General features: G+C 60.4%; 18 protein-coding genes. 9 read left to right on the top strand and 9 right to left on the bottom strand.

Annotated features, from left to right (window positions below; all coding sequences use genetic code 11):
- Positions 1-125: 125 nt before the first annotated feature.
- A complete protein-coding gene (locus QEH54_RS12540; RefSeq protein ID WP_309019027.1) occupies positions 126-899 on the bottom strand; it encodes a hypothetical protein in 774 nt (257 codons plus the stop codon).
- Positions 900-1,068: 169 nt separating this feature from the next.
- Here QEH54_RS12540 and QEH54_RS12535 point away from each other — a divergent pair, with 169 nt between their 5' ends.
- Positions 1,069-1,728 (top strand): CDP-alcohol phosphatidyltransferase family protein, encoded by a 660-nt coding sequence (locus QEH54_RS12535; RefSeq protein WP_309019026.1) that lies wholly within the window; start codon positions 1,069-1,071, stop codon positions 1,726-1,728.
- Between the two features lie 72 nt (positions 1,729-1,800).
- Here the strand turns inward: QEH54_RS12535 and QEH54_RS12530 are convergent, their stop codons facing one another.
- Positions 1,801-2,187, bottom strand: a complete 387-nt coding sequence (locus QEH54_RS12530; RefSeq protein WP_309019025.1) for a hypothetical protein — start codon at positions 2,185-2,187, stop codon at positions 1,801-1,803.
- Between the two features lie 241 nt (positions 2,188-2,428).
- On the opposite strand from QEH54_RS12530, the gene QEH54_RS12525 reads away from it, so the two are divergent.
- Positions 2,429-3,121, top strand: a complete 693-nt coding sequence (locus tag QEH54_RS12525) for a hypothetical protein (protein WP_309019024.1) — start codon at positions 2,429-2,431, stop codon at positions 3,119-3,121.
- Here the strand turns inward: QEH54_RS12525 and QEH54_RS12520 are convergent.
- The 6 genes from QEH54_RS12520 to QEH54_RS12495 form a co-directional block, all read right to left on the bottom strand.
- A complete protein-coding gene (locus QEH54_RS12520; RefSeq protein ID WP_309019023.1) occupies positions 3,086-3,376 on the bottom strand; it encodes an ATP-binding protein in 291 nt (96 codons plus the stop codon). The genes QEH54_RS12525 and QEH54_RS12520 overlap by 36 nt on opposite strands.
- Positions 3,377-3,467: 91 nt before the next feature.
- A complete protein-coding gene (locus tag QEH54_RS12515) occupies positions 3,468-4,586 on the bottom strand; it encodes a Gfo/Idh/MocA family oxidoreductase (RefSeq protein ID WP_309019022.1) in 1,119 nt (372 codons plus the stop codon).
- Positions 4,587-4,670: 84 nt separating this feature from the next.
- On the bottom strand, positions 4,671-5,402 hold the full coding sequence (locus tag QEH54_RS12510) for an amino acid ABC transporter ATP-binding protein (RefSeq protein ID WP_309019021.1): 732 nt from the start codon (positions 5,400-5,402) through the stop codon (positions 4,671-4,673).
- Positions 5,395-6,072, bottom strand: a complete 678-nt coding sequence (locus QEH54_RS12505; protein WP_309019020.1) for an amino acid ABC transporter permease — start codon at positions 6,070-6,072, stop codon at positions 5,395-5,397. Before QEH54_RS12505 ends, QEH54_RS12510 begins: the two co-directional genes overlap by 8 nt.
- Positions 6,069-6,848: a basic amino acid ABC transporter substrate-binding protein gene (locus tag QEH54_RS12500; protein ID WP_309019019.1), complete on the bottom strand. Its 780-nt coding sequence runs from the start codon at positions 6,846-6,848 to the stop codon at positions 6,069-6,071. The genes QEH54_RS12505 and QEH54_RS12500 overlap by 4 nt, the downstream gene beginning before the upstream one ends.
- A gap of 76 nt (positions 6,849-6,924) precedes the next feature.
- Entirely contained in the window at positions 6,925-8,115 is a 1,191-nt protein-coding gene (locus QEH54_RS12495; RefSeq protein ID WP_309019018.1) for an RluA family pseudouridine synthase, read from the bottom strand.
- A gap of 112 nt (positions 8,116-8,227) precedes the next feature.
- On the opposite strand from QEH54_RS12495, the gene QEH54_RS12490 reads away from it, so the two are divergent.
- On the top strand, positions 8,228-9,211 hold the full coding sequence (locus QEH54_RS12490) for a hypothetical protein (protein ID WP_309019017.1): 984 nt from the start codon (positions 8,228-8,230) through the stop codon (positions 9,209-9,211).
- Positions 9,212-9,347: 136 nt separating this feature from the next.
- Here the strand turns inward: QEH54_RS12490 and QEH54_RS12485 are convergent, their stop codons facing one another.
- Positions 9,348-11,264 (bottom strand): tetratricopeptide repeat protein, encoded by a 1,917-nt coding sequence (locus QEH54_RS12485; protein WP_309019016.1) that lies wholly within the window; start codon positions 11,262-11,264, stop codon positions 9,348-9,350.
- 276 nt (positions 11,265-11,540) lie between these two features.
- On the opposite strand from QEH54_RS12485, the gene QEH54_RS12480 reads away from it, so the two are divergent.
- The 6 genes from QEH54_RS12480 (at position 11,541) to QEH54_RS12455 (ending at position 17,507) form a co-directional block, all read left to right on the top strand.
- The gene (locus QEH54_RS12480) at positions 11,541-12,128 is read left to right on the top strand and encodes a VTT domain-containing protein (RefSeq protein WP_309019015.1); all 588 of its coding nucleotides are present in this window, start codon (positions 11,541-11,543) and stop codon (positions 12,126-12,128) included.
- A gap of 88 nt (positions 12,129-12,216) precedes the next feature.
- The gene (locus QEH54_RS12475; protein ID WP_309019014.1) at positions 12,217-12,447 is read left to right on the top strand and encodes a hypothetical protein; all 231 of its coding nucleotides are present in this window, start codon (positions 12,217-12,219) and stop codon (positions 12,445-12,447) included.
- Between the two features lie 222 nt (positions 12,448-12,669).
- Complete coding sequence (locus QEH54_RS12470) at positions 12,670-13,818, top strand: hypothetical protein (protein ID WP_309019013.1); 1,149 nt, start codon at positions 12,670-12,672, stop codon at positions 13,816-13,818.
- 86 nt (positions 13,819-13,904) lie between these two features.
- Positions 13,905-14,948, top strand: coding sequence for a hypothetical protein (locus QEH54_RS12465; protein WP_309019012.1), 1,044 nt, complete (start codon positions 13,905-13,907; stop codon positions 14,946-14,948).
- Between the two features lie 195 nt (positions 14,949-15,143).
- A complete protein-coding gene (locus tag QEH54_RS12460; protein ID WP_309019011.1) occupies positions 15,144-16,052 on the top strand; it encodes a YceI family protein in 909 nt (302 codons plus the stop codon).
- A 168-nt stretch (positions 16,053-16,220) separates the two neighbouring features.
- On the top strand, positions 16,221-17,507 hold the full coding sequence (locus QEH54_RS12455; protein WP_309019010.1) for a DEAD/DEAH box helicase: 1,287 nt from the start codon (positions 16,221-16,223) through the stop codon (positions 17,505-17,507).
- The last annotated feature ends 143 nt before the right edge of the window (positions 17,508-17,650 follow it).

Genomic DNA, 17,650 nt, shown 5'->3' with positions numbered 1-17,650 from the left:
GGGTGGCGAGGGTCGTCGCCAAGGATTGTCACGGATCTACACGGCCGCATCGTCGAAAGCCAGCCCATAGAGTCGACGGCCGCCCATCAGCTGCGAAACGCGCCCTATGGCGAGATGCGGATGCTTTATCGAGCGGAAGAGCTCGCACGCGGAACGCCAGGAAGGGGGTCGCGCTTTTTAAGCGTCTGTGGTTCGAGGCGCTTTGCCAGACGTCGCGGACGAAGGACCAACCAGGGGATCGGGACGGCGAGCGCCGATAGGACAAGTCTCCAGATCGGAAAGCTCAATCCTTCGGTCCAGGTGCGGGCCTTGAAAAGGTCTTGAGCGAGGCTCAACCAATCCACGCTACCATCCTCTCGCGAGCTGGTCGGGCCCTTGACCGCCCCGCCGACGCTGAGCTGGGATTGGCGGATCTTGGTCCAGCAATGAAACGCGTTGTATTCCAGCGTGGCGTCGACGCCGAGGCGCTGGAGCAAGCTGGCGCTCAGGATGGCGATGCCGTCGCAATCGTCGCTCTTTCGCTGCCACACTTCCGCCGGGGTCGGCCAATCGTGCAGATTGCCATAAAACAGATTCCAATCGGTCTCGTAGGACACGTGTTTTTTCACGAACGCTTCCACCGCTTTCACGCGGCTTTTGAGCGTGGCGTCCTGGGGCAGACCCGCGAGTTCGGCTTGCAGCTGCTCGAGGGCTCGGTCGCTGCCGGGGAAGTGGGGATCGACCAGGCGTTCGGGATGCAGGATGCGGGGAAACTGCTCGACGAGCCGCGGGAGATTGGGGAAGAGGCTGACGACAAGCAGGGCGAGGGACGCGGCCAATCGAACCGTCAAGCTGACAGCCTTCCGAGCTCCGGGAGATTGGCGAAAAGGAAGGCGAGCGTCGAAAGGTGGTCTTGTCACCGTTCGTCATTCGGCGGTCGCTTCGCCTTCTTGATGCGCCGCTAGGAATTTTACCCTTCGTTGCAGATCGGACCAGCAGCGCGATGGCAGGGCGGTTGGCGCGTCGTTTGCAGCGAAAGCTGATCAAGAAAACGGAGTTGGCAGGCCGAGCCGTTTTCGCAACTTGGCTATGGCGGTGAAAGAGCAGCAGACGCAGAAACGGAAAAGCCCGGAGGGCAAGCGGGAGCGCTTCACCATGATCCGCTCCTTTGTGCTGGCCGACGTCCTGACGTTGCTAAACGGAGCGTGCGGCAGCGGGTCGGTGCTCTCCGCCATGCAGCACCTGATCACGCAGGAGGATCGCTGGCTCACCTTGTCCATGGCCTTGCTGCCTCTGGCTCTGGTATTCGACTTTCTCGATGGGCGAGTGGCTCGCTGGCGTCAGAAATCCTCTTCGCTCGGGGCGGACCTGGATTCGCTCGCCGACGTGATTTCGTTTGGCATGGCTCCGGCGGCGATCGGCTTCGCGGCGGGACTGCGCGGAGAGATCGATGTGCTGCTTCTGCTTTTTTTCGTGGGCTGCGGCATCAGCAGATTGGCCCGCTTCAATGCCACCGCGGTCGCCATGTCGGACCAGTCGGGCAAGGTGAGTCACTTCGAGGGCACGCCCATTCCTACTAGCGTCGGGATCGTGGTAGTGGTTTGGATTCTTCACGGGCTAGGCCTCACGGGGGAATCGATGTGGCTCGGCTCGGCTTCCGTTTTCGGCTTGGCTATCCATCCGCTCAGCTTGATCTACGCTGCCAGCGGAGCGGCGATGGTTAGCACGGTGCGGATCCCAAAGATCTAGGACGGACCTGACGTTTCGGCTCTGAGCGGCTTCGACCGAACGAGTCGTCCAGCGGCGGTCCGCTCGCAGGCCTCACTTGCGATGCTTCGGCCCGTGGCGTTCGCGCTCGCGGGCGTCGTACTGCTGTGGGGCGTCGCCCTCCACCGGCTCGGGTCGCTTCGGTTTTAGAAAGCTACCCCAAATCAGGTACATGGCCAAGGAAGCGATCACGATGCCCCAGGCGATGCGTTTCCGCAGGGTGAAGTCGGGAATCCAAACCTGCTCCTTTTTCGCGATCACGGATACCAGCACGATGGGGCCGATCCACAGGGCGAGCCAGGGAACGGACAGTTCCCCCAGGACCTTCCGGAGCAGTTTCACCACGGAGAAACCTAGCATGGACGAGGCGAAAATCACCGCGAAGGTCAGGCTGAATCGGCGCAGGGCACGCCAGAGCGGAAGTCCATCAAGCGGGTTCAAGCGTCGTTTCCTTTCATTTCTTGACGCTGAGGGGTTCTCGTGCGCTTTGCAACCTAGCGAACGCGAAGGCTCCGCTAGGCACGACGGTCGGCGGGCGACGAGCGGTTTCGCCCTCCACTGAAACACTTAGAGAAACAAGCGGAATTATGGCGCTTGAATCGCGGCTCGGGAAGGGATCTGCTTGCGGCGAAAGAAAATAGGTATGCGGCGTTTTTGCTTTGATCGAGTCGGTCGTGCATGGGTGGCGGTTGCCATCGGCTTGGTTCTCGCCGCTTGCGAGACGCTGGAGCAAGCTGGCATGAAGTTGCCGAACGCGCTGGCCCAAGAGGAACGCCAGCCAGTGACGGGACGCCAAGGGTGGAAGCTGGACCAGCAGCTGCGTTTCGCGGACATCGAGGTGCTGGAGGTGCAGCGAGGAATCACCAAGGGCGGGGACTTGCGGATCCTCGAGTATGATCAAAGCCGGCGCAAGCAGCTGTACTCCTTTGTCCTGTTCGACCAGCAAGGCCAGGAGTGGATCGGCGACTGCGAAGCGTTTTTGAGAAGGCGGCAGCTGACCTTCGAGGTGGGCATCGAGCTTCAGAATCGCTCGATGCTCGGAGCTCGCTTTTCCCGTCAGGGCGGTAGCGCCGACGTGTGGGAGCTGCGGTTGAAGGAGAGCGGAGACAAGCCGCTGCAAGGAACCTTGGTCTCGGGCAGCCGTCAGCTCGAGGTGTCCGGCACGCGCGCCTTGGCAGGAAGCCCGTTGCCGTTGGACGAGACGACGGGCTATGTGATCTCCTTGGGAGGCGAGGCTCTGGCCGCGGCGGAAGTGATCAACGACGGAGCGGTCTGGGTGTCGTCCACGCTCGATGACGAGCTCAAGGGGCCGGTCTCATCCTGTCTAGCGGCCTTGCTGCTATTCGAGGAGTTGCGCGTGACGCTGGACGAGTGACGCCCAGAGGCGTTTCGGGATTGCGAAAGGCGTTTCCCTCCGCGCGGGGCAAGGACTGAACGATCCGACACGAACTGGCTGGCGCTCGAACGGTATGAAGGCGTCGATCTGCTCGGCGCTCATACCCCGACCCCGATCGGCGATGGTGAGCAGGTAGTCGTCTTCGGTTTGCTCGCCGGAAATGCGTATGCGCGTCCCAGCTGGCGAGTATTGGGAGGCGTTTTCGACCAGTTCTTCGATGGCGGCTCGCAACAAGGAACCGGGAAGTTCATCGACACCTTGCAGCTTAGGGCCGAGAGGGGCGCTGTCGAACCGGCCAGCGAACCTCGGGCGCTGTTCGTCCGGCTCAGAGCGTCACGCGCTGGCCGGAGCGTGCGGATTCCTGGATGGCCTGCACGAGCTGGATGTCTCGGCGGCCCAAGCTTCCTGGGATGATGGTCTCGCGGCCCTCCTTGATGCAAAGGGCGATGTGGTCCATCTGCGCCGCCTGCTGGTTGAAGCCGGCGTAGGAGGGCAGCCGCCCCTCGCCGCTAACGCTGCCGCTCAAGCCACCGTAGGAAAATGCGGGCCCGGTTTCGAACCAGCCGTCGCTGCCTTCCACTCGGAAGTGGTTCGAAGGCTGTACCCAGCTGGTCTCGCCCTCGCAGCTCGATCCGTCCGCGTATTCAAGAGAGAAATACATGGTTTCCTCCACCTCGTCGAAAACGTCGGGGTATCGGGCTGGGGGGCGCTTGGCGGTGACGGCGACGGGCGCCTGTTCGTTTTTCGCCATGGCGGAGGCGTACAGCACGTAGACGCCCAGGTCCATGAGGGGACCGCCGCCCATATCGCGCTTCATGCGCCAGGTGCCCAAGGGGCGGGAATTGAATCCGAAGCCGCCGGAGAGTTTGGAGAGATTTCCGAATCGATGATCCGCCACCGCCTCCTTTAGCATTTCGTAATACGGGTGAAAGTGGGTGCGGTATCCGATGGTGAGCTGTTTTCCCGCTCGCTCGGCGGCGGCGATCATCTCGTCGCATTCGGCGACGTCCATGGCCATGGGCTTTTCCGAGATGACGTGCTTGCCCGCCTCGAAGCCGCGCAGGGTGTCGCGCTTGTGCAGGGCGGGCGGCGTGACGGAGTAGAGGATGTCGATGTCGCCGTTATCGGCCATGTCTTCGATGGTGTCGTAGCCGTAGACGCTGGACTCGGGAAAACCGTATTCGCGGGCCCACCGTCGGCCTTTCTCGGGATCGCCCGTCACCACGCCGCGCAGCTCGCAGTGTTGGGTTTGGCGCAGGGCGGGGCCGAGTTGACCGGTGGAGTACATGCCGAGTCCGCACAGGGCGACGCCCAGCTTTTTCGTGGAAGGCGTCGAAGGCGATTGGGCTAGGGTTCGGGAGAGGGAGCCGAGGGATAGAGCCCCGAGGGCGCTCAGCTGGACGAATTTGCGGCGAGTGGGGATGGGGTTGGCATGCGTTTCCATGTTTGGATAACGCCCGAGACGCGTCATAGGTTGCGTGCTGGGACTGGGGAAAAGCCCTGCGCCGGGAAGGGCGCGGCAAAAGGATCAGGAGGAGGCGGGAAGCGTGCGCAGGAACGCTTTGGTGCGCTCTCGCTGAGGATTGGTGAACAGTTGCCTCGGGGGACCTTCTTCGACGATTTTTCCGCCATCCATGAAGAGCACGCGACTGGCGACTTCCCGAGCGAAGGCCATCTCGTGGGTGACGATGACAAGCGTCATGCCGGTCTTGGCCAAGCCGCGAATCACGGTTTGCACTTCGCCGATCATTTCCGGGTCGAGAGCGGAGGTGGGCTCGTCGAAGAGGATGGCTTGCGGCTGCATGGCGAGGGCCCGAGCGATGGCGACGCGCTGCTGCTGTCCGCCCGAGAGCTTGGCGGGATAGGCGTGGGCTTTTTCGCGCAGACCCACTTGGTCAAGCAAGGCGTAGGCGCGTTCCTCCGCTTCCTCTCGGCTTTGCTTGCGAGCCTTCTGGGGAGCGAGGACGATGTTTTGCAGAACCGTCAGGTGGGGAAACAGGTTGAAGTGCTGGAAAACCATGCCGATCTCGGAACGCAGCTGACAGATGGCCTTCGGATGCGTATCGATGGTTCGACCTTGAAAGCGAATGACGCCGCCGCTGGGCGTCTCCATATGATTGATACAGCGAAGGAAGGTGCTTTTTCCGGAACCGGAGGGGCCGATCAGACAGAGCGTCTCGCCTTTGACGATGGAGCAGTCGATGCCTTTCAGCACTTCGAGCGGTCCGAAGCTTTTGCTGAGGTTTTGGATCTCAATCATCGACGCGCAAGCTCCTTTCCAGTCGAGTGAAGAGGCGAGAAGCGATGAAGGTCAGCGCGAAGTAGACCAGGGCGATCGCCAGGTAGGTGGGGAAGGCGGCATAGGTGCGGGCGATGTAGAGACGGCCTTCCTTGACGATTTCCGAGACGGCGATGGCGGAGAGAAGCGAGGTGTCCTTCAGCAGGGTGATGAACTCGTTTCCGAGGGCCGGAATCATGCGACGAAAGGCCTGTGGAAGGATGACGAAGCGCATGGTTTGGCTGTAGGTGAGCCCCAATGACAAGGATGCCTCCGTTTGTCCTTTGGAGAGCGACTCGATGCCGGCGCGAAAGATCTCCGCGATGTACGCGCCCGCGTTGAGGCTGAAGGCGATGAAACCGGCGACGAGCGGATCGAAGGGAAACGGTCGGTCGAAGACCTGTTGCAGCAAGTTTGGGAAACCGAAGTAGATGAACAGGATCTGCACCAGAAGGGGCGTGCCACGGAAAAGGTCGATGTAGGCGACGCAGCAGAGCCGAAGAGGCCTGCGACGAGAGAGCTTCCCGAGGCAAACAAGCAAGCCCAAAGCCGAGCCTGCCAACATGGAGGCGACCGATATCAGGATAGTGAATACGGCCCCTTTTGCGAGGTAGGGCAAGGAACCCGTGAGGTGTTCCAAAAAATCGCTCATGGATGCCCAGGCGCCTTTTCGAAGTACTTTTCGGAAAGCTCCTCGATGAGGCCCTCTGCTTTGACCTTGGTCAGCCCGGCGTTTAGCTTGGCGGCGAGATCGGTGTTGGCCTTCGCGACCGCGAATCCGTATTCGTCGCTGACCAGCGTTTCGCCCACGATCTTCAACTTGTCAGGCTGTTTGGATACGAAGGCCTGGGTCACTGGCTTGTCGTTGATCAAGGCGTCGGCTCCCCCGTTTACCAGTTCCATGACCGCCACTGAAACGTTGGGAAAGTACTTTATTTTTCCGATCTTTCCTTCCGCCTTCAGCTCCTCCGCCTTGGCGGCGCCCGTGGTGCCTTGCTGCACGACGACGGTGAGACCTCGCAGGTCGTCCGGGCCCGATACGTGGGCGTTTTTCATGGTGACGGCGATGACGAGACCGGCTTCGATGTAGGGATCGGTGAACAGGACTTGCTGCTGGCGGGCTGGGGTGATGGAAAGTCCGGAGGCGGCGATGTCGATGTTTCCCGCTTGCAGGGCGGGTATGATGGAGTCGAAGTCCATGTCTCGAAACTCGATCTCCAGCCCCTGGTCCGCGGCGATGGCCGTCAGAAGATCGATATCGAAGCCGATGATCGCTCCCGTGTCATCGGTCATCTCGAAGGGCGGATAGGTGGGCTCGGTGCCCACGATGAGGGCGTTGTCGCCGGATCCTCCGCAGCCCGAGAGGAGCAGCAGAGCGAGCATGGCGAAGAGCGATTGGAGCGGGAGGCGCGAAGGGAGAGCGTTCATAGGCAGTCAGGTATTTCCCTAGCTCGATCGGCGCCAAACCGGTCGAGTGGTCTCTATTTGGCGCCGCGCGGGGCGGCTAGCTTCGCGGGGAGCGCTTTCTGGGCTGGAAACTGCGCAGGGTTTTGAGACGTTTTCGGAAATCCTGGGGCAAGGGCTGCGTCCACTGCACGGTCTGGCCGCTGGCGGGGTGAATGAAGCCCAATTCGGCTGCGTGCAGCAGGACCCGATCGGCGGCGATGAGCGGTCCCTCGTAGTTTCGGATGTAGACCTTTTCGCCAACGATTGGATGCCCTGTCTCGCTCAAGTGGATACGGATCTGGTGGGTCCGTCCGGTCTCGATGCGGCAGGAAACGAGCGTGGCCGCGGGGAGGGACTCCTCGACGGAAACATGGGTGATGGCGAGCCGGCCGAGCGTTTCGCCCGTCGATGAGGTTTGACCTTGCGGAGCGGAGCCGCGAAGGCCTTGCCCGGTGTCGCGAAGCAGGTGACTGCGAAGGGTCTGGGCCTCGATGGAGCCGTGAACGATCGCCAGGTAGCGTCGCTGGATGCTGTGGGCGCGAAACTGCTCGGTAAGGCCCTTGAGGGCTAGCGAAGTGCGGGCGAAAACCACCAGCCCGCTGGTGTCCTTGTCGATGCGGTGCGCCACGCCCAAGCTGGCTTGGTTCTGCCGCGACCCGCGATCCGCTTTGCGAAGAAAGGCCTGCGTCAGGCGATCGAGAGATGGTTCGCCGGGAGCTTCCGGATGGGGCACGGTGAGGAGGCCGGCCGGTTTGTTGACCACCACGATATGATCGTCGAAATGAAGGACGTTTTTGGGGTCGAAAGCGGCTTCGGAGGCGGGGCGCGGAGCGCTGATGCGTAGCTCGATGCGGTCGCCCTCTGCGACCAGACGATCCAGCTCCAGGACTCGAGTTCCGTTGAGGAAGATCTTTCCTGTACCGATCCAGGAGCGGGCCTTGTTCCACGGCAGGTCGAAGTGGACTTTCACCGCCTTGTCGAGCCGGGTTTGATCGAGTTCGGCAGGGATGAAGCGCCCGGGAGAGGGACGGTCGGAGCTGTTGTCTGGAGTGTCGCTTATAAGCGGCTGAATGGCGGACGCTGGCAGGCTTGTCGAGCTCGGGTCGTCGACGGCAAAGAAAAACGTCGCACGATGCGGTGCGCTTCGCGTCGAAGGTGGTGCCGAATGAATCGGAGCGCTGCCCGGTATGCCGAAGCTGCAAAGGGGACAGCGCTTGCATTTTTGATTTCGTAAAACCTTGAGGAACAATAGGAAAAACGCGTCCTGCTCCGGGTCTCAATCCGGAGGGAATCACGGTTTGGCGCGAACGTTGCGAGGCGGGTGAGACTTACATCGAACACAAACCAAGGAGGAAATCCGTATGAACAAACTAGGAAGAAATTTAGGAATTGGATTCGTTGGCGTCAGCGCCGCGGCGCTTTTGTCCGCTGCGCCACAGAACTGGGAATTAGGGGTGGGATACACCACCAAGGATGCGGACATCGACGAGATCGATGTGCAGGAGGACAACTTCTCGTTGCGGGCCGCCTACTACTTCCAATCCTTCGATCCGTCGGGGCGCTCCATTCACGAAGCGCCGTTTATCGACCGATCGTCCTACGTGAAGTTCGGGATGGATATCGAAGAATTGGATGACGATATAGATAATCTGGTCGATACCGATGTGTATTCGATTTCTGGAGCTTGGATTGATCCCAAGTATGGATGGTACGGGAAGGCGGCCTACGTGGACGCTGACGCGGATATAAGCGGAGGCGAAACGCCCAGCGTCGCTGTGGTCGGCTACAACCCGGCTTACGATGGATACTCTCTGGCGGTCGGCAAGTACGTCGCTGAGAACACCACCTTGGAGCTCGAGTACACGAAGATGGATGTTGAAGGCGACTTCTTCATTCTCGATGGCGCCGGAGGTTCGAAAACCGACCTGATCGGACTTGGCTTCAAGCATTTCGGCAGACTCACCGACAGTATCGGGTTCAGCTTCGAAGGCAGCTATTCGTTTGTGGACGTAGACGTGGCCGATTTCGATGACCTCGATGACGATCCGTTCGACAGCAGCGGCGAGGTCTACGATTTCACCTTCACGGTGTATCCGGTGCGTGAACTCGCGGTGGGCTTTTCGTATTCGGATGCCGACGACCTGATGGGCACGCCGTACTTTTCCACCAGCTCGATGGTGCAGGACGGTTTTGGTTTGTTCGGCGAATGGTACTTCACGGAGTCGTTTTCGCTGAGCGCCTTGTACAACGACCAGAGCTACGATATCAGCAACCCGGACGACTTCAACGATCCCGGCAACGTGGAAAGCGACAGTCTGCTTTTCGCCGCGAAGTATCGCTTCTAAGCAATCGGCATCGCGCTCGCTGCGGCGACTGCGTCCGACACCGTTCCGATTTTCGATTTCGGCAGCTCCTGTGGGCTGCCGATTTTTTTTGCCTCGAGGGCTTTGCTGCCTCCGCGCGCTGCTTTTCGTCAGCTGCCTAGCTGGCGGCGGATTGGAACAGCGAGTCGAGCTCGGCCGAGAGTTCTGGATACGCGGGGTGGTCGATCGGGTGGTCGGCTTGCAGCGACTTGATTTTGGGAGCGAAGGAGTGAGTGAGCTGTGGCTCGAGTTGCATGGTGGCGTCGAGCGTTCGCCAAAGCACGAAGCGCGATGGCAGGTGGGTGGGATTTTGGATACAGAGAAAAAGCGTACCCGAAATGATCTCGCTCGTGTTGTGGAGAAAGTTCTCGCTTGTGGGGATGCTCACTGCGCAGCGAGCGCCGAGGCTCTGCTCCAGTCTGAGCAGATAGTGATCGAGCTCTCGCCCCTCGAGCTGAGTGAGAGGCGGAACGCTTGGTTGGGCCTCAATCTCCGCCTCGCGGGCGATGCAGCGGTAGATATCGGCCAGCATATCCGCTGCGATATGGTGAAAGCCGTTTTCCGGGAGATTGTATTCAGTTTCCCATAGCTCCTTCGCGTCGATGCTGCGGATGAAGCGAAGTTTTAGGGTCCAGTTTTCGCCTCGGGCCACCAGGTGGGCGTCTAGGGCGTAGTCCGCGATGTTCTGGGTATCCGAAGGGTCGGGGGTCATGCGGGCGAGTCGGGCGATGTCTTCCGCCCGATTTTGTTCGGAGGTGACCACGAAGCCTCCTCCTTGATTGACCACCATGGGGATGGGGGCTCGAGACCGCAGGGCGCTTTCGAGGTGGATGCGTTCGCAGAGGTAGAGCGGCAGGGCGCGACTGAAGCGTCCGGTGCTGTCGCTTCGGCTAGCGGTGGGTTTGTCGGGCAGATTGGGCTGGTCCACGGAGCAGCCGGTGAAGGCGATCAGCGGGGCGTCGAGCGACTTCCGGGGGAAGCGCTCGGAGATGGGGTGATCCTGCTTAAGCCAGATCGGACCAGACACGGGAATGACCTCGACCTGGAGCGGTTTGTCGCCGATTTCGGGTCGCGTTTCGAAATCCGCTTTGGCCAGAACGTTGTCCCAGTGAGCGAGGGTATCCTGATAATCGGGACGCTGCAGGGTTTGCAGCTGGGTGAGTAGGGTGCGGGCGTGGTCGAGCTGGCCGAGGTCGTAGTAGGCTTTGATGAGGTTGTTTCCCGCTTGCAGGCCGTGCCTTTCAAAGTCGTAGCGAGGGCTGACCAAGTCGATGGCTTGCAGGATATGCCCCTGTTTTCCGAGATCCGCCGTGATTTGTTGCAAGGCGTCGGACGGCGCCGGCTCGCCAGCTGCCTCGAGGCTCTCCTCGTAAAGCTCGATCGCTCGATCGAGATTTCCGGCTGCCAACTCCGCTCGAGCCACCCAGAGCTGGGCTCGCCAGCTGCCCGGAAGAGCGGCGACGCGGCGGAACGCCTCCAATCCGGCCTCTTCTCCATGCCTTTCGCGCTGGATCGCTTCGTACCAAAGCAGGCCCACGTCCTGGTTTGGATCCAGCTCCAGCCCCCGCCAGAGGGTCTGAACGGCCTCTTCGGGGCGTCCAAGGGCCTCTTGGGCTTTGGCTAGGTTGGTGAGCGCCGTTCCGGATTCCGGGTGGGTTTTCAGGTGGTCCAGCAGGACGGCTTCCGCGAGTTCGGGTCGGTTGGTCTGTTGGTAGACGATCGCCAGAGTGGTGGCCCCGCGATCGGGTTGAGGATCGATTTCGGCGAGCCGTTGGGCGGCGTGCTCGACTTCGCTGAAGAGCTGATCGTTGAAGGCGCTCAGGAGAAAGCCATAGAGCTTGTCCGGCTCGTCCCAGGCTTGCTCGAGATTGGGGGCGAGGATCTTGTCGCGCCACTGGCTTTTCGCGATCTGCATCTCGCGTCCGTACTTGTCGAATACGGTGATGAGCTCGGAGTCGCTCGTTTCACTCTGTCCGGGAGCCGCGTTGGTCGCTGGCTTCTGGGATTTGCCGAAGATGCGTCGGAATAAGGACATTTCTGATTGGGAATTGGGAAGACGTCGGTTGATTGGCAAGCCGAGCGATCGGGCTCGACGATTCGGGCGAGGTTGCATCGCAGCGGCAGCCAAATTCCATTCCCCTCAAGCAGACCGTGCCTTGGGCCTGGGCGCGAAGCTTTTTTTTCCTAAGGAGAGTCGAAGGTCCGTCGCGGAATGGGGTTCGAAGGCCGATCGCCTTAGCCAAACCTAAAAGAGCTCCAGAAACGGGACTTCGGCATCGGAACTGCAAAGGGCTATCGTCACCTAAGCGGAGTGAGCGAAAACGAGAAAGACAAGCAGGGGTGGGCCCTTCGGTACTTGAAGCGATTGATCGAGTCGGACCGCATGTTGTGGGGAGTCGGTTTGGCGTCGTTTCTGGAGTCCACGGTGCTGCCGATTCCCCTGGAAACGATTCTCTTTCCGTTGATGCAGGCTCGTCGGGATCGCATGCTGCTTATCAGCCTTGTGGTCTTGCTGGGCTGTCTGCTCGGGGCGACGGCGGGCTACGCGGTCGGATATTTTCTCTTCGATGCGGTGGGGCAGTGGATCGTCGATAGGTTCTCCAGCGAAGAGCAGTTCGATACGGTGATGCAGCGTATGGATGAAAGCGGCTTCGCCTTCGTGTTTAGCGTCGGGGTGACTCCGCTGCCGTTTCAGATCGCCATGCTCGCGGCCGGAGCGACCAAGCTGTCCTTTGTGACTTTCATAACCGCCGCCGCTTTGTCGCGTGGCTTGCGCTATTTCGGGCTCGCTTTGCTGGTGTTTTGGTTGGGCGACCGCGCCGAATCGCTATATCGGCGATACCAGATCCCGGTGGCGGTGGGTTTAGCCCTGGTTGTAGTCGTTTTCTGGATTTTCTAAGCGCTTGCAGGCCGACGGCGGCCCGCATGAAGGAGGCCAACCGACAGGAGGTGGCGTTGGCACGCGCTTTGCAGACTTGATAGGCGATATGACCCGAAAAGACGACAGTGACACGAAGCTATCGGATGCGGCGGCGCGGGAGAACGAACCACCTCCGCCTCCTTTCAACAAGGAGCTCGACCCCGACAATGTGACCAGTCCGCTCGATTACGAGAAGCGGGTAGAGGAGGGACGGGAGCATTTTTACCCGGAGGGCGGTCCGGAAGACCCGCCGAGCAGGACGTATGACGAGGAGTACGGACGCTCCGAGTCGGGGTGATACGCCCGCGTTTTTAGGACCCACGCGCTGAAGAACGGGAGTCACGCGAATGCAATTTGCATGGCGGACGGCCTTCGGCTTCGCGCAATGCAATATCGATTCGCAGCTAGGCGCAAAGCGACGCTGGCGCGGCGGGGCGATTTTTTCCCGGTTTCCCACAATGGTTGAAGGCCTCACGGGATCCCTTCGGGAATGGAAATTTTATAGAAAGGAATTGGAATTATGAATACGCAGCTTAGAAGGAAGGGGAAGGATTACCTAGAGCAGGCGAAGCAGCAGATCGGCCCCTGCCTGACAGTCTCGCTTGAATGCGATGGTGGAGGAAAGAACTCGCAGGTGCATCGCGATCGACTGCGTCGAGCCATGAATCGCATGGCCAAGCGTTCGGATGGATCCGCCGAGATTCGTCGCTTGTTCGCGGAATTGAAGACGCTGATCGATACCCGTGAGATGTGGAGCGGGGAATACAGCGGGGTATGTATTCACATTTCGGATGGGGTAACGCGTTTTCTCAAGCTGCCCTACCCGCCGGTGGAAAAGGCGGACTTGGACGACTCGTTTTGCTTGCGCCCGGCCGCGGACGCCATTGCCGCTCTTGGCGATTGGCTGGCGCTGAACATCAGCCTCAAGTCTCCTCGGCTGTATAAGTTCGATGGTGAGCGAGCTCGATTGCTGGGCGAGGTCGATTTGCCGCAAAGCGTTTACGCATTTTCCGAAGATGGAGCGGTCGACAGTGGACAGCGGGCCCATGTGCGACGCGCGCGAGGAGTGGATACGCCTCATCTGGTCGGTCATGGGATGAAGGCCAACAAGAACCAGCGTGAATTGAACGAGCCGGTGTTCATGCGAGAGGTTTCCCATGCCATTGGAGAGCTGCCGGAATCCAAGGAGCTGCCGATGGTGGTGATTGGCGACACTCGTGTTGTATCCAGTTTCCTAGACACCTATCATCACAGAGGTGGTGAGGTCTTCACGGTGCGAAACGCCGAGTCGCATCCCGATGCGGAGGCGGTGGCGAGCATTTGCCGCAAGGTCGCTTGGGACAATCAGCAGAAGCGAAAGTCCGAAGTGCTCCGGCAGATCGAGGAGATGCGTCAACGAGACGGCGTGTTCTCCAACAACGTGAGAGAGGTCTTCGAGGCTGCGAAGCAAGGTCGCGTATCCGCCGCTGTCGTATCGTGCGACGAGGAAATCTGGTGCCGCATGGGGAAGGATGAGAAGCCGAGGTCGGCGCAGGCGGATGAAGAGAACGCCTTCGAGGCGCTGGATCGAATCTATCTCGAGACCATGCTCAAGGACGGGTCCGCCGTAGTGCTTCCGGAAGACAAGATCCCCGGCGGCAAGAGCGTGGCTGCAGTCTTCAGGTGGTAGCTATTCCGTGGATACGCTAATGCCCGATCGAAGTGAATCGATAGGGGGAGCGGTTTCTGAAGATCGCGCCCGGATAAGCAAATGAAATGATGGAAATCGCAGCGTTTCAGAACAGCCTTTGGGGAAACGTTGCGATTTTCGCAGTTTGCACCTTGGTGATAGGCGTGCTCGGCACGCGCCTGACCCACATCGCGGATCAGCTCGCGGATCGGACCGGAGTAGGCGAGGCCCTCGTCGGAGGCGTTCTGTTGGGAGCCGTGACGTCTCTCTCCGGAAGCGTGCTATCGGTCAGCGCGGCGTGGAACGGCATGCCCGAGCTGGCGCTCAGCAATGCGTTCGGGGGCATGGCGGCGCAAATGGCCTTTTTGGCGGTTGCTGACATCTGTTATCGAAAGGCCAACTTGGAGCATGCAGCGGCGTCTCCAGAGAACATGCTGCAAGGGGCTCTTCTGGTTTGCGTCTTGGCGATGGTCCTGATGGCCAGCTTTGGGCCGGAATGGTCGTTTTTCGGGGTGCACCCGGCGACGCCTCTGATGGTCGCGACTTATGCCTATGGGATGTATTTGGTGCGGAAGTCCCGCAAGACGCCCATGTGGAAGCCGAAGGAAACCTCCGAGACGCGAACCGACGTCCCGGAGGAGCGCAACCAGCGAATGAGTCTCGGCAGGCTGCTGTTTCGGTTTTCCACCTATGCCCTCGCGCTGGGCGTCGCGGGCTGGCTTCTCCAGCGTTCGGCGGCGGTCATCGTGGACAATTCGCCTTTGAACGAGGCAGTGATGGGCGCCCTGTTCACCTCCGTGGCCACATCGCTGCCGGAACTCGTCACTTCGATCGCCGCCGTTCGTCGTGGAGCCTTGACCTTGGCAGTGAGCGGCATCATCGGCGGAAACGCGTATGACACGCTCTTCGCGGCCTTTTCGGATGTGGCCTACCGGCCCGGGTCCATCTATCATACAATGACGCCCACGTTGAGCTTTTGGATCGCCGCGAATCTGCTCATGAGCGGGGTGTTGATCATGGGTCAGCTCTTCCGGCAGCGCCGAGGCATTGGAAACATTGGATTCGAAAGCGCCGCAGTCTTGGCTATCTATGCCGTCAGCTCCTACGTTTTGCTCGCGACCAACTTGTAGGTCGAAGCGATGTTGTAGGTGAAAAACGGTTACAATTGGTCTACTCTTTTCGAGGCCAGAAGACCCGCATTGTAAAAAAGCCAGCTCGAAAGGGATCGCTCGATCCGTAATCTAGAAAAATGGCAACAAACGGCGGCTTCGATCGTAGTTCTAAGAGTCTCGTCCGTAGCAACCCGAACCCAATGCGAATCCATCATGCTGCCTAAACCGAACTCCTTCAAACGTTTGACCTGTGAATCGATCGGAAGCCGAGATGGCCCGCTGGTCGATGTGCGAACCGCAGAGGCCTTCGCCGAATGTCGCATCCCGGGCAGCGTCAACCACTGCGTCTACGAGATTTCGTTTTTGGAGTCCTTTCCAAAAGCCTTTCCGGACCGCTCCACCCCGATTGCGGTGTACGGCGAAGGCGAATCCTATCGAGCGGACGAAGCCGCCATCGCCCGTTTGCAGTCGCTCGGCTACGAAGACCTGGCCTTGCTGGAGGGAGGTTTGGCCAGCTGGAAGGGGGATGGGAGGGAGACCGAGGGCAGCGGAACCAAACCGCCAACTCCGGTTAGCGGTGTTCTGGAGCTAGATAACGAACACAGCAAAGTCGGTTGGGTCGGGCGAAACTTGACTAATCGGCACGATGGGGCTGTCGATCTGGTGCAAGGCACGCTCGAGCTCGACAAGGACAGACCGGTGGGCGGAAAAGTCACGGTCGATTTGAGAACCTTGAGCTGCCGGGATATCTCCGATTCCGATATGGCTAGCGTATTGGTCAAGCACCTACAAAATGCGGACTTTTTCCATGTGAGCGAACACCCGCTGGCGAGTTTCACTTTGAAAAGCGCCGAGGTCCTGGAGAGCAGGACTTATGGACAGCCGAACTACCTGGTTCGCGGCGTGCTGACAGCTCGTGGCAAGGAGCTCGAGCTGGTGATGGAAGCCTTGGTGGAGCGGATCGATAACGGTTTCGTCTTTCAGGCGAACTTCGACTTCGATCGCGTCGCTCTGGGAGCGCGCTACGGCTCGGGCAGTCTTTTCGAGAGGCTGGGCATGCATCTGGTCAACGACTTGGTGTCGATCGATGTCCTGGCGGTGTTCAAACGCCCCGATGCGTGATGCTCCAGTGGCTGAGCGACGGGTAGGAGGCTTTCGCTCGGTCTAGGGCGCTGCGGGGGGGGGCAGTTACGTCGTCGCGTGGCGGTCGGCAGGCCGTTTCAAGTCGCTAATTGGTCGATCGAGGTGGAAATGAGTGGCCAAATGCCGCGGCGGAGCGAGCGTGTGGGCATGTCATTTTCTTCCCTAGGATTGATCGAGCCGCTGCAGCGCGCGGTGGCGGAGCTTGGCTACGAGGCGGCGACGCCTATCCAATCGGCGGCGATTCCCTTGGCATTGCAAGGTCGAGACGTGCTAGCGGCGGCTGAAACCGGCTCGGGCAAGACTGCGGCTTTTGGCCTGCCTTTGCTTCAGCGCTTGGCGGGACGCGAGGCGTTGCCGGGTCGCATGCTGGGCCTAGCGCTGGTACCGACGCGCGAGCTTGCGGTGCAGGTCGGCAAGGCTCTGCAACGCTACGGCCGTTTTCAGGAGCCACGAGCCCGCGTGGCGGTGATCTATGGAGGGGTTGGCTACGAACCTCAAATCGCCGCGGCGCGAGGTGGGGTGGAGATCGTGGTGGCGACGCCCGGGCGCGTGCTCGACCTGGCGGAACGAGGCGACTTGGCGTTTGACCAGCTGGAAACGCTGATCTTGGACGAGGCGGATCGTCTGCTGGCGTTGGGGTTCGCCGATGAGCTCAGGCTGATATTGGAACGGTTGCCGGAGACGCGGCAGAGCTTGCTGTTTTCGGCCACGTTTCCCGCTGGAGTGGTCGGTTTGGCGGAATCTCTGTTGCGCGATCCAGCCAAGGTTCAGATGGAGATGGAGTCGCGACCTGTGGCTCGGATCCGGCAGCGAGCGATCGAGGTGGAAAAGGACAGTCGCACCGCGCTGCTGAGGGAGTTGTTGAAGCGGGAAGGCTGGGAGCGGGTTCTCGTTTTCGTTGGGAGCAAACGGCGCGCGGACAACGTGTCGGCCAAGCTGGAGAAGCGAGGAATCCGCTCGCTTGCCCTGCATGGCGACCTGAATCAAACGCAGCGCATGCAGGCCTTGGAGAGTTTCCGAAAAGGGCGTATCCAGATTTTGATGGCGACGGATGTAGCGGCGCGCGGCCTGGATATCGTGGGACTGCCCTGCGTGGTCAACTACGATCTGCCGCGAGCGCCAGCCGACTATGTGCACCGTATCGGAAGGACTGGCCGGGCAGGCGCTGAGGGGGAGGCGATCAGTTTCGTGACAGCGGAGGAGGACGCTCATTTTCGACTAATTGAGAAGCGAAATGGACTGAGCGTGCAGCGGGAGCGGCTGGAGGGGTTCGAACCTAAGGTGTGGGAGCCCGTTTCAGCGAAGAAAGGAAAGGCGCCTACGAAAGGAAAGCGCAAGAGCAAGAAGGACAAGTTGCGCGAAGCGGCGGCTCGAGGGGAGCCAGAGCCTGATTCGCCTTGGAACAATCTCGCTAGAAACCGGAAGCGGCCATGACGCACGCCGTCCCACCTCGCTTGCGGATCGACCGTCGCTGGCCTAAGGAGCCCGGATCTCGGCGAGCGGCGCGATGGGCGAATTGTATTTGCTTGTCTCGCTCACCAAGGCTTTAGTCCGAGTCTCGTCTGCGCAAAAATACC

The sequence above is a fragment of the Pelagicoccus sp. SDUM812003 genome, from assembly GCF_031127815.1.
Lineage (GTDB): Bacteria > Verrucomicrobiota > Verrucomicrobiia > Opitutales > Opitutaceae > Pelagicoccus.
The sequence above is the reverse complement of the archived record's forward strand: the minus strand, read 5'-3'. Positions and strand labels throughout refer to the sequence as shown.

Excerpts from the sequence above, each read along its gene's own strand:
- QEH54_RS12535 (WP_309019026.1), top strand. The coding sequence starts at position 1,069 with ATGGCGGTGAAAGAGCAGCAGACGCAGAAACGGAAAAGCCCGGAGGGC.
- QEH54_RS12515 (WP_309019022.1), bottom strand. The coding sequence starts at position 4,586 with ATGGAAACGCATGCCAACCCCATCCCCACTCGCCGCAAATTCGTCCAG.
- QEH54_RS12510 (WP_309019021.1), bottom strand. The coding sequence starts at position 5,402 with ATGATTGAGATCCAAAACCTCAGCAAAAGCTTCGGACCGCTCGAAGTG.
- QEH54_RS12505 (WP_309019020.1), bottom strand. The coding sequence starts at position 6,072 with ATGAGCGATTTTTTGGAACACCTCACGGGTTCCTTGCCCTACCTCGCA.
- QEH54_RS12500 (WP_309019019.1), bottom strand. The coding sequence starts at position 6,848 with ATGAACGCTCTCCCTTCGCGCCTCCCGCTCCAATCGCTCTTCGCCATG.
- QEH54_RS12490 (WP_309019017.1), top strand. The coding sequence starts at position 8,228 with ATGAACAAACTAGGAAGAAATTTAGGAATTGGATTCGTTGGCGTCAGC.
- QEH54_RS12485 (WP_309019016.1), bottom strand. The coding sequence starts at position 11,264 with ATGTCCTTATTCCGACGCATCTTCGGCAAATCCCAGAAGCCAGCGACC.
- QEH54_RS12475 (WP_309019014.1), top strand. The coding sequence starts at position 12,217 with ATGACCCGAAAAGACGACAGTGACACGAAGCTATCGGATGCGGCGGCG.
- QEH54_RS12470 (WP_309019013.1), top strand. The coding sequence starts at position 12,670 with ATGAATACGCAGCTTAGAAGGAAGGGGAAGGATTACCTAGAGCAGGCG.
- QEH54_RS12465 (WP_309019012.1), top strand. The coding sequence starts at position 13,905 with ATGATGGAAATCGCAGCGTTTCAGAACAGCCTTTGGGGAAACGTTGCG.
- QEH54_RS12460 (WP_309019011.1), top strand. The coding sequence starts at position 15,144 with ATGCTGCCTAAACCGAACTCCTTCAAACGTTTGACCTGTGAATCGATC.
- QEH54_RS12455 (WP_309019010.1), top strand. The coding sequence starts at position 16,221 with ATGTCATTTTCTTCCCTAGGATTGATCGAGCCGCTGCAGCGCGCGGTG.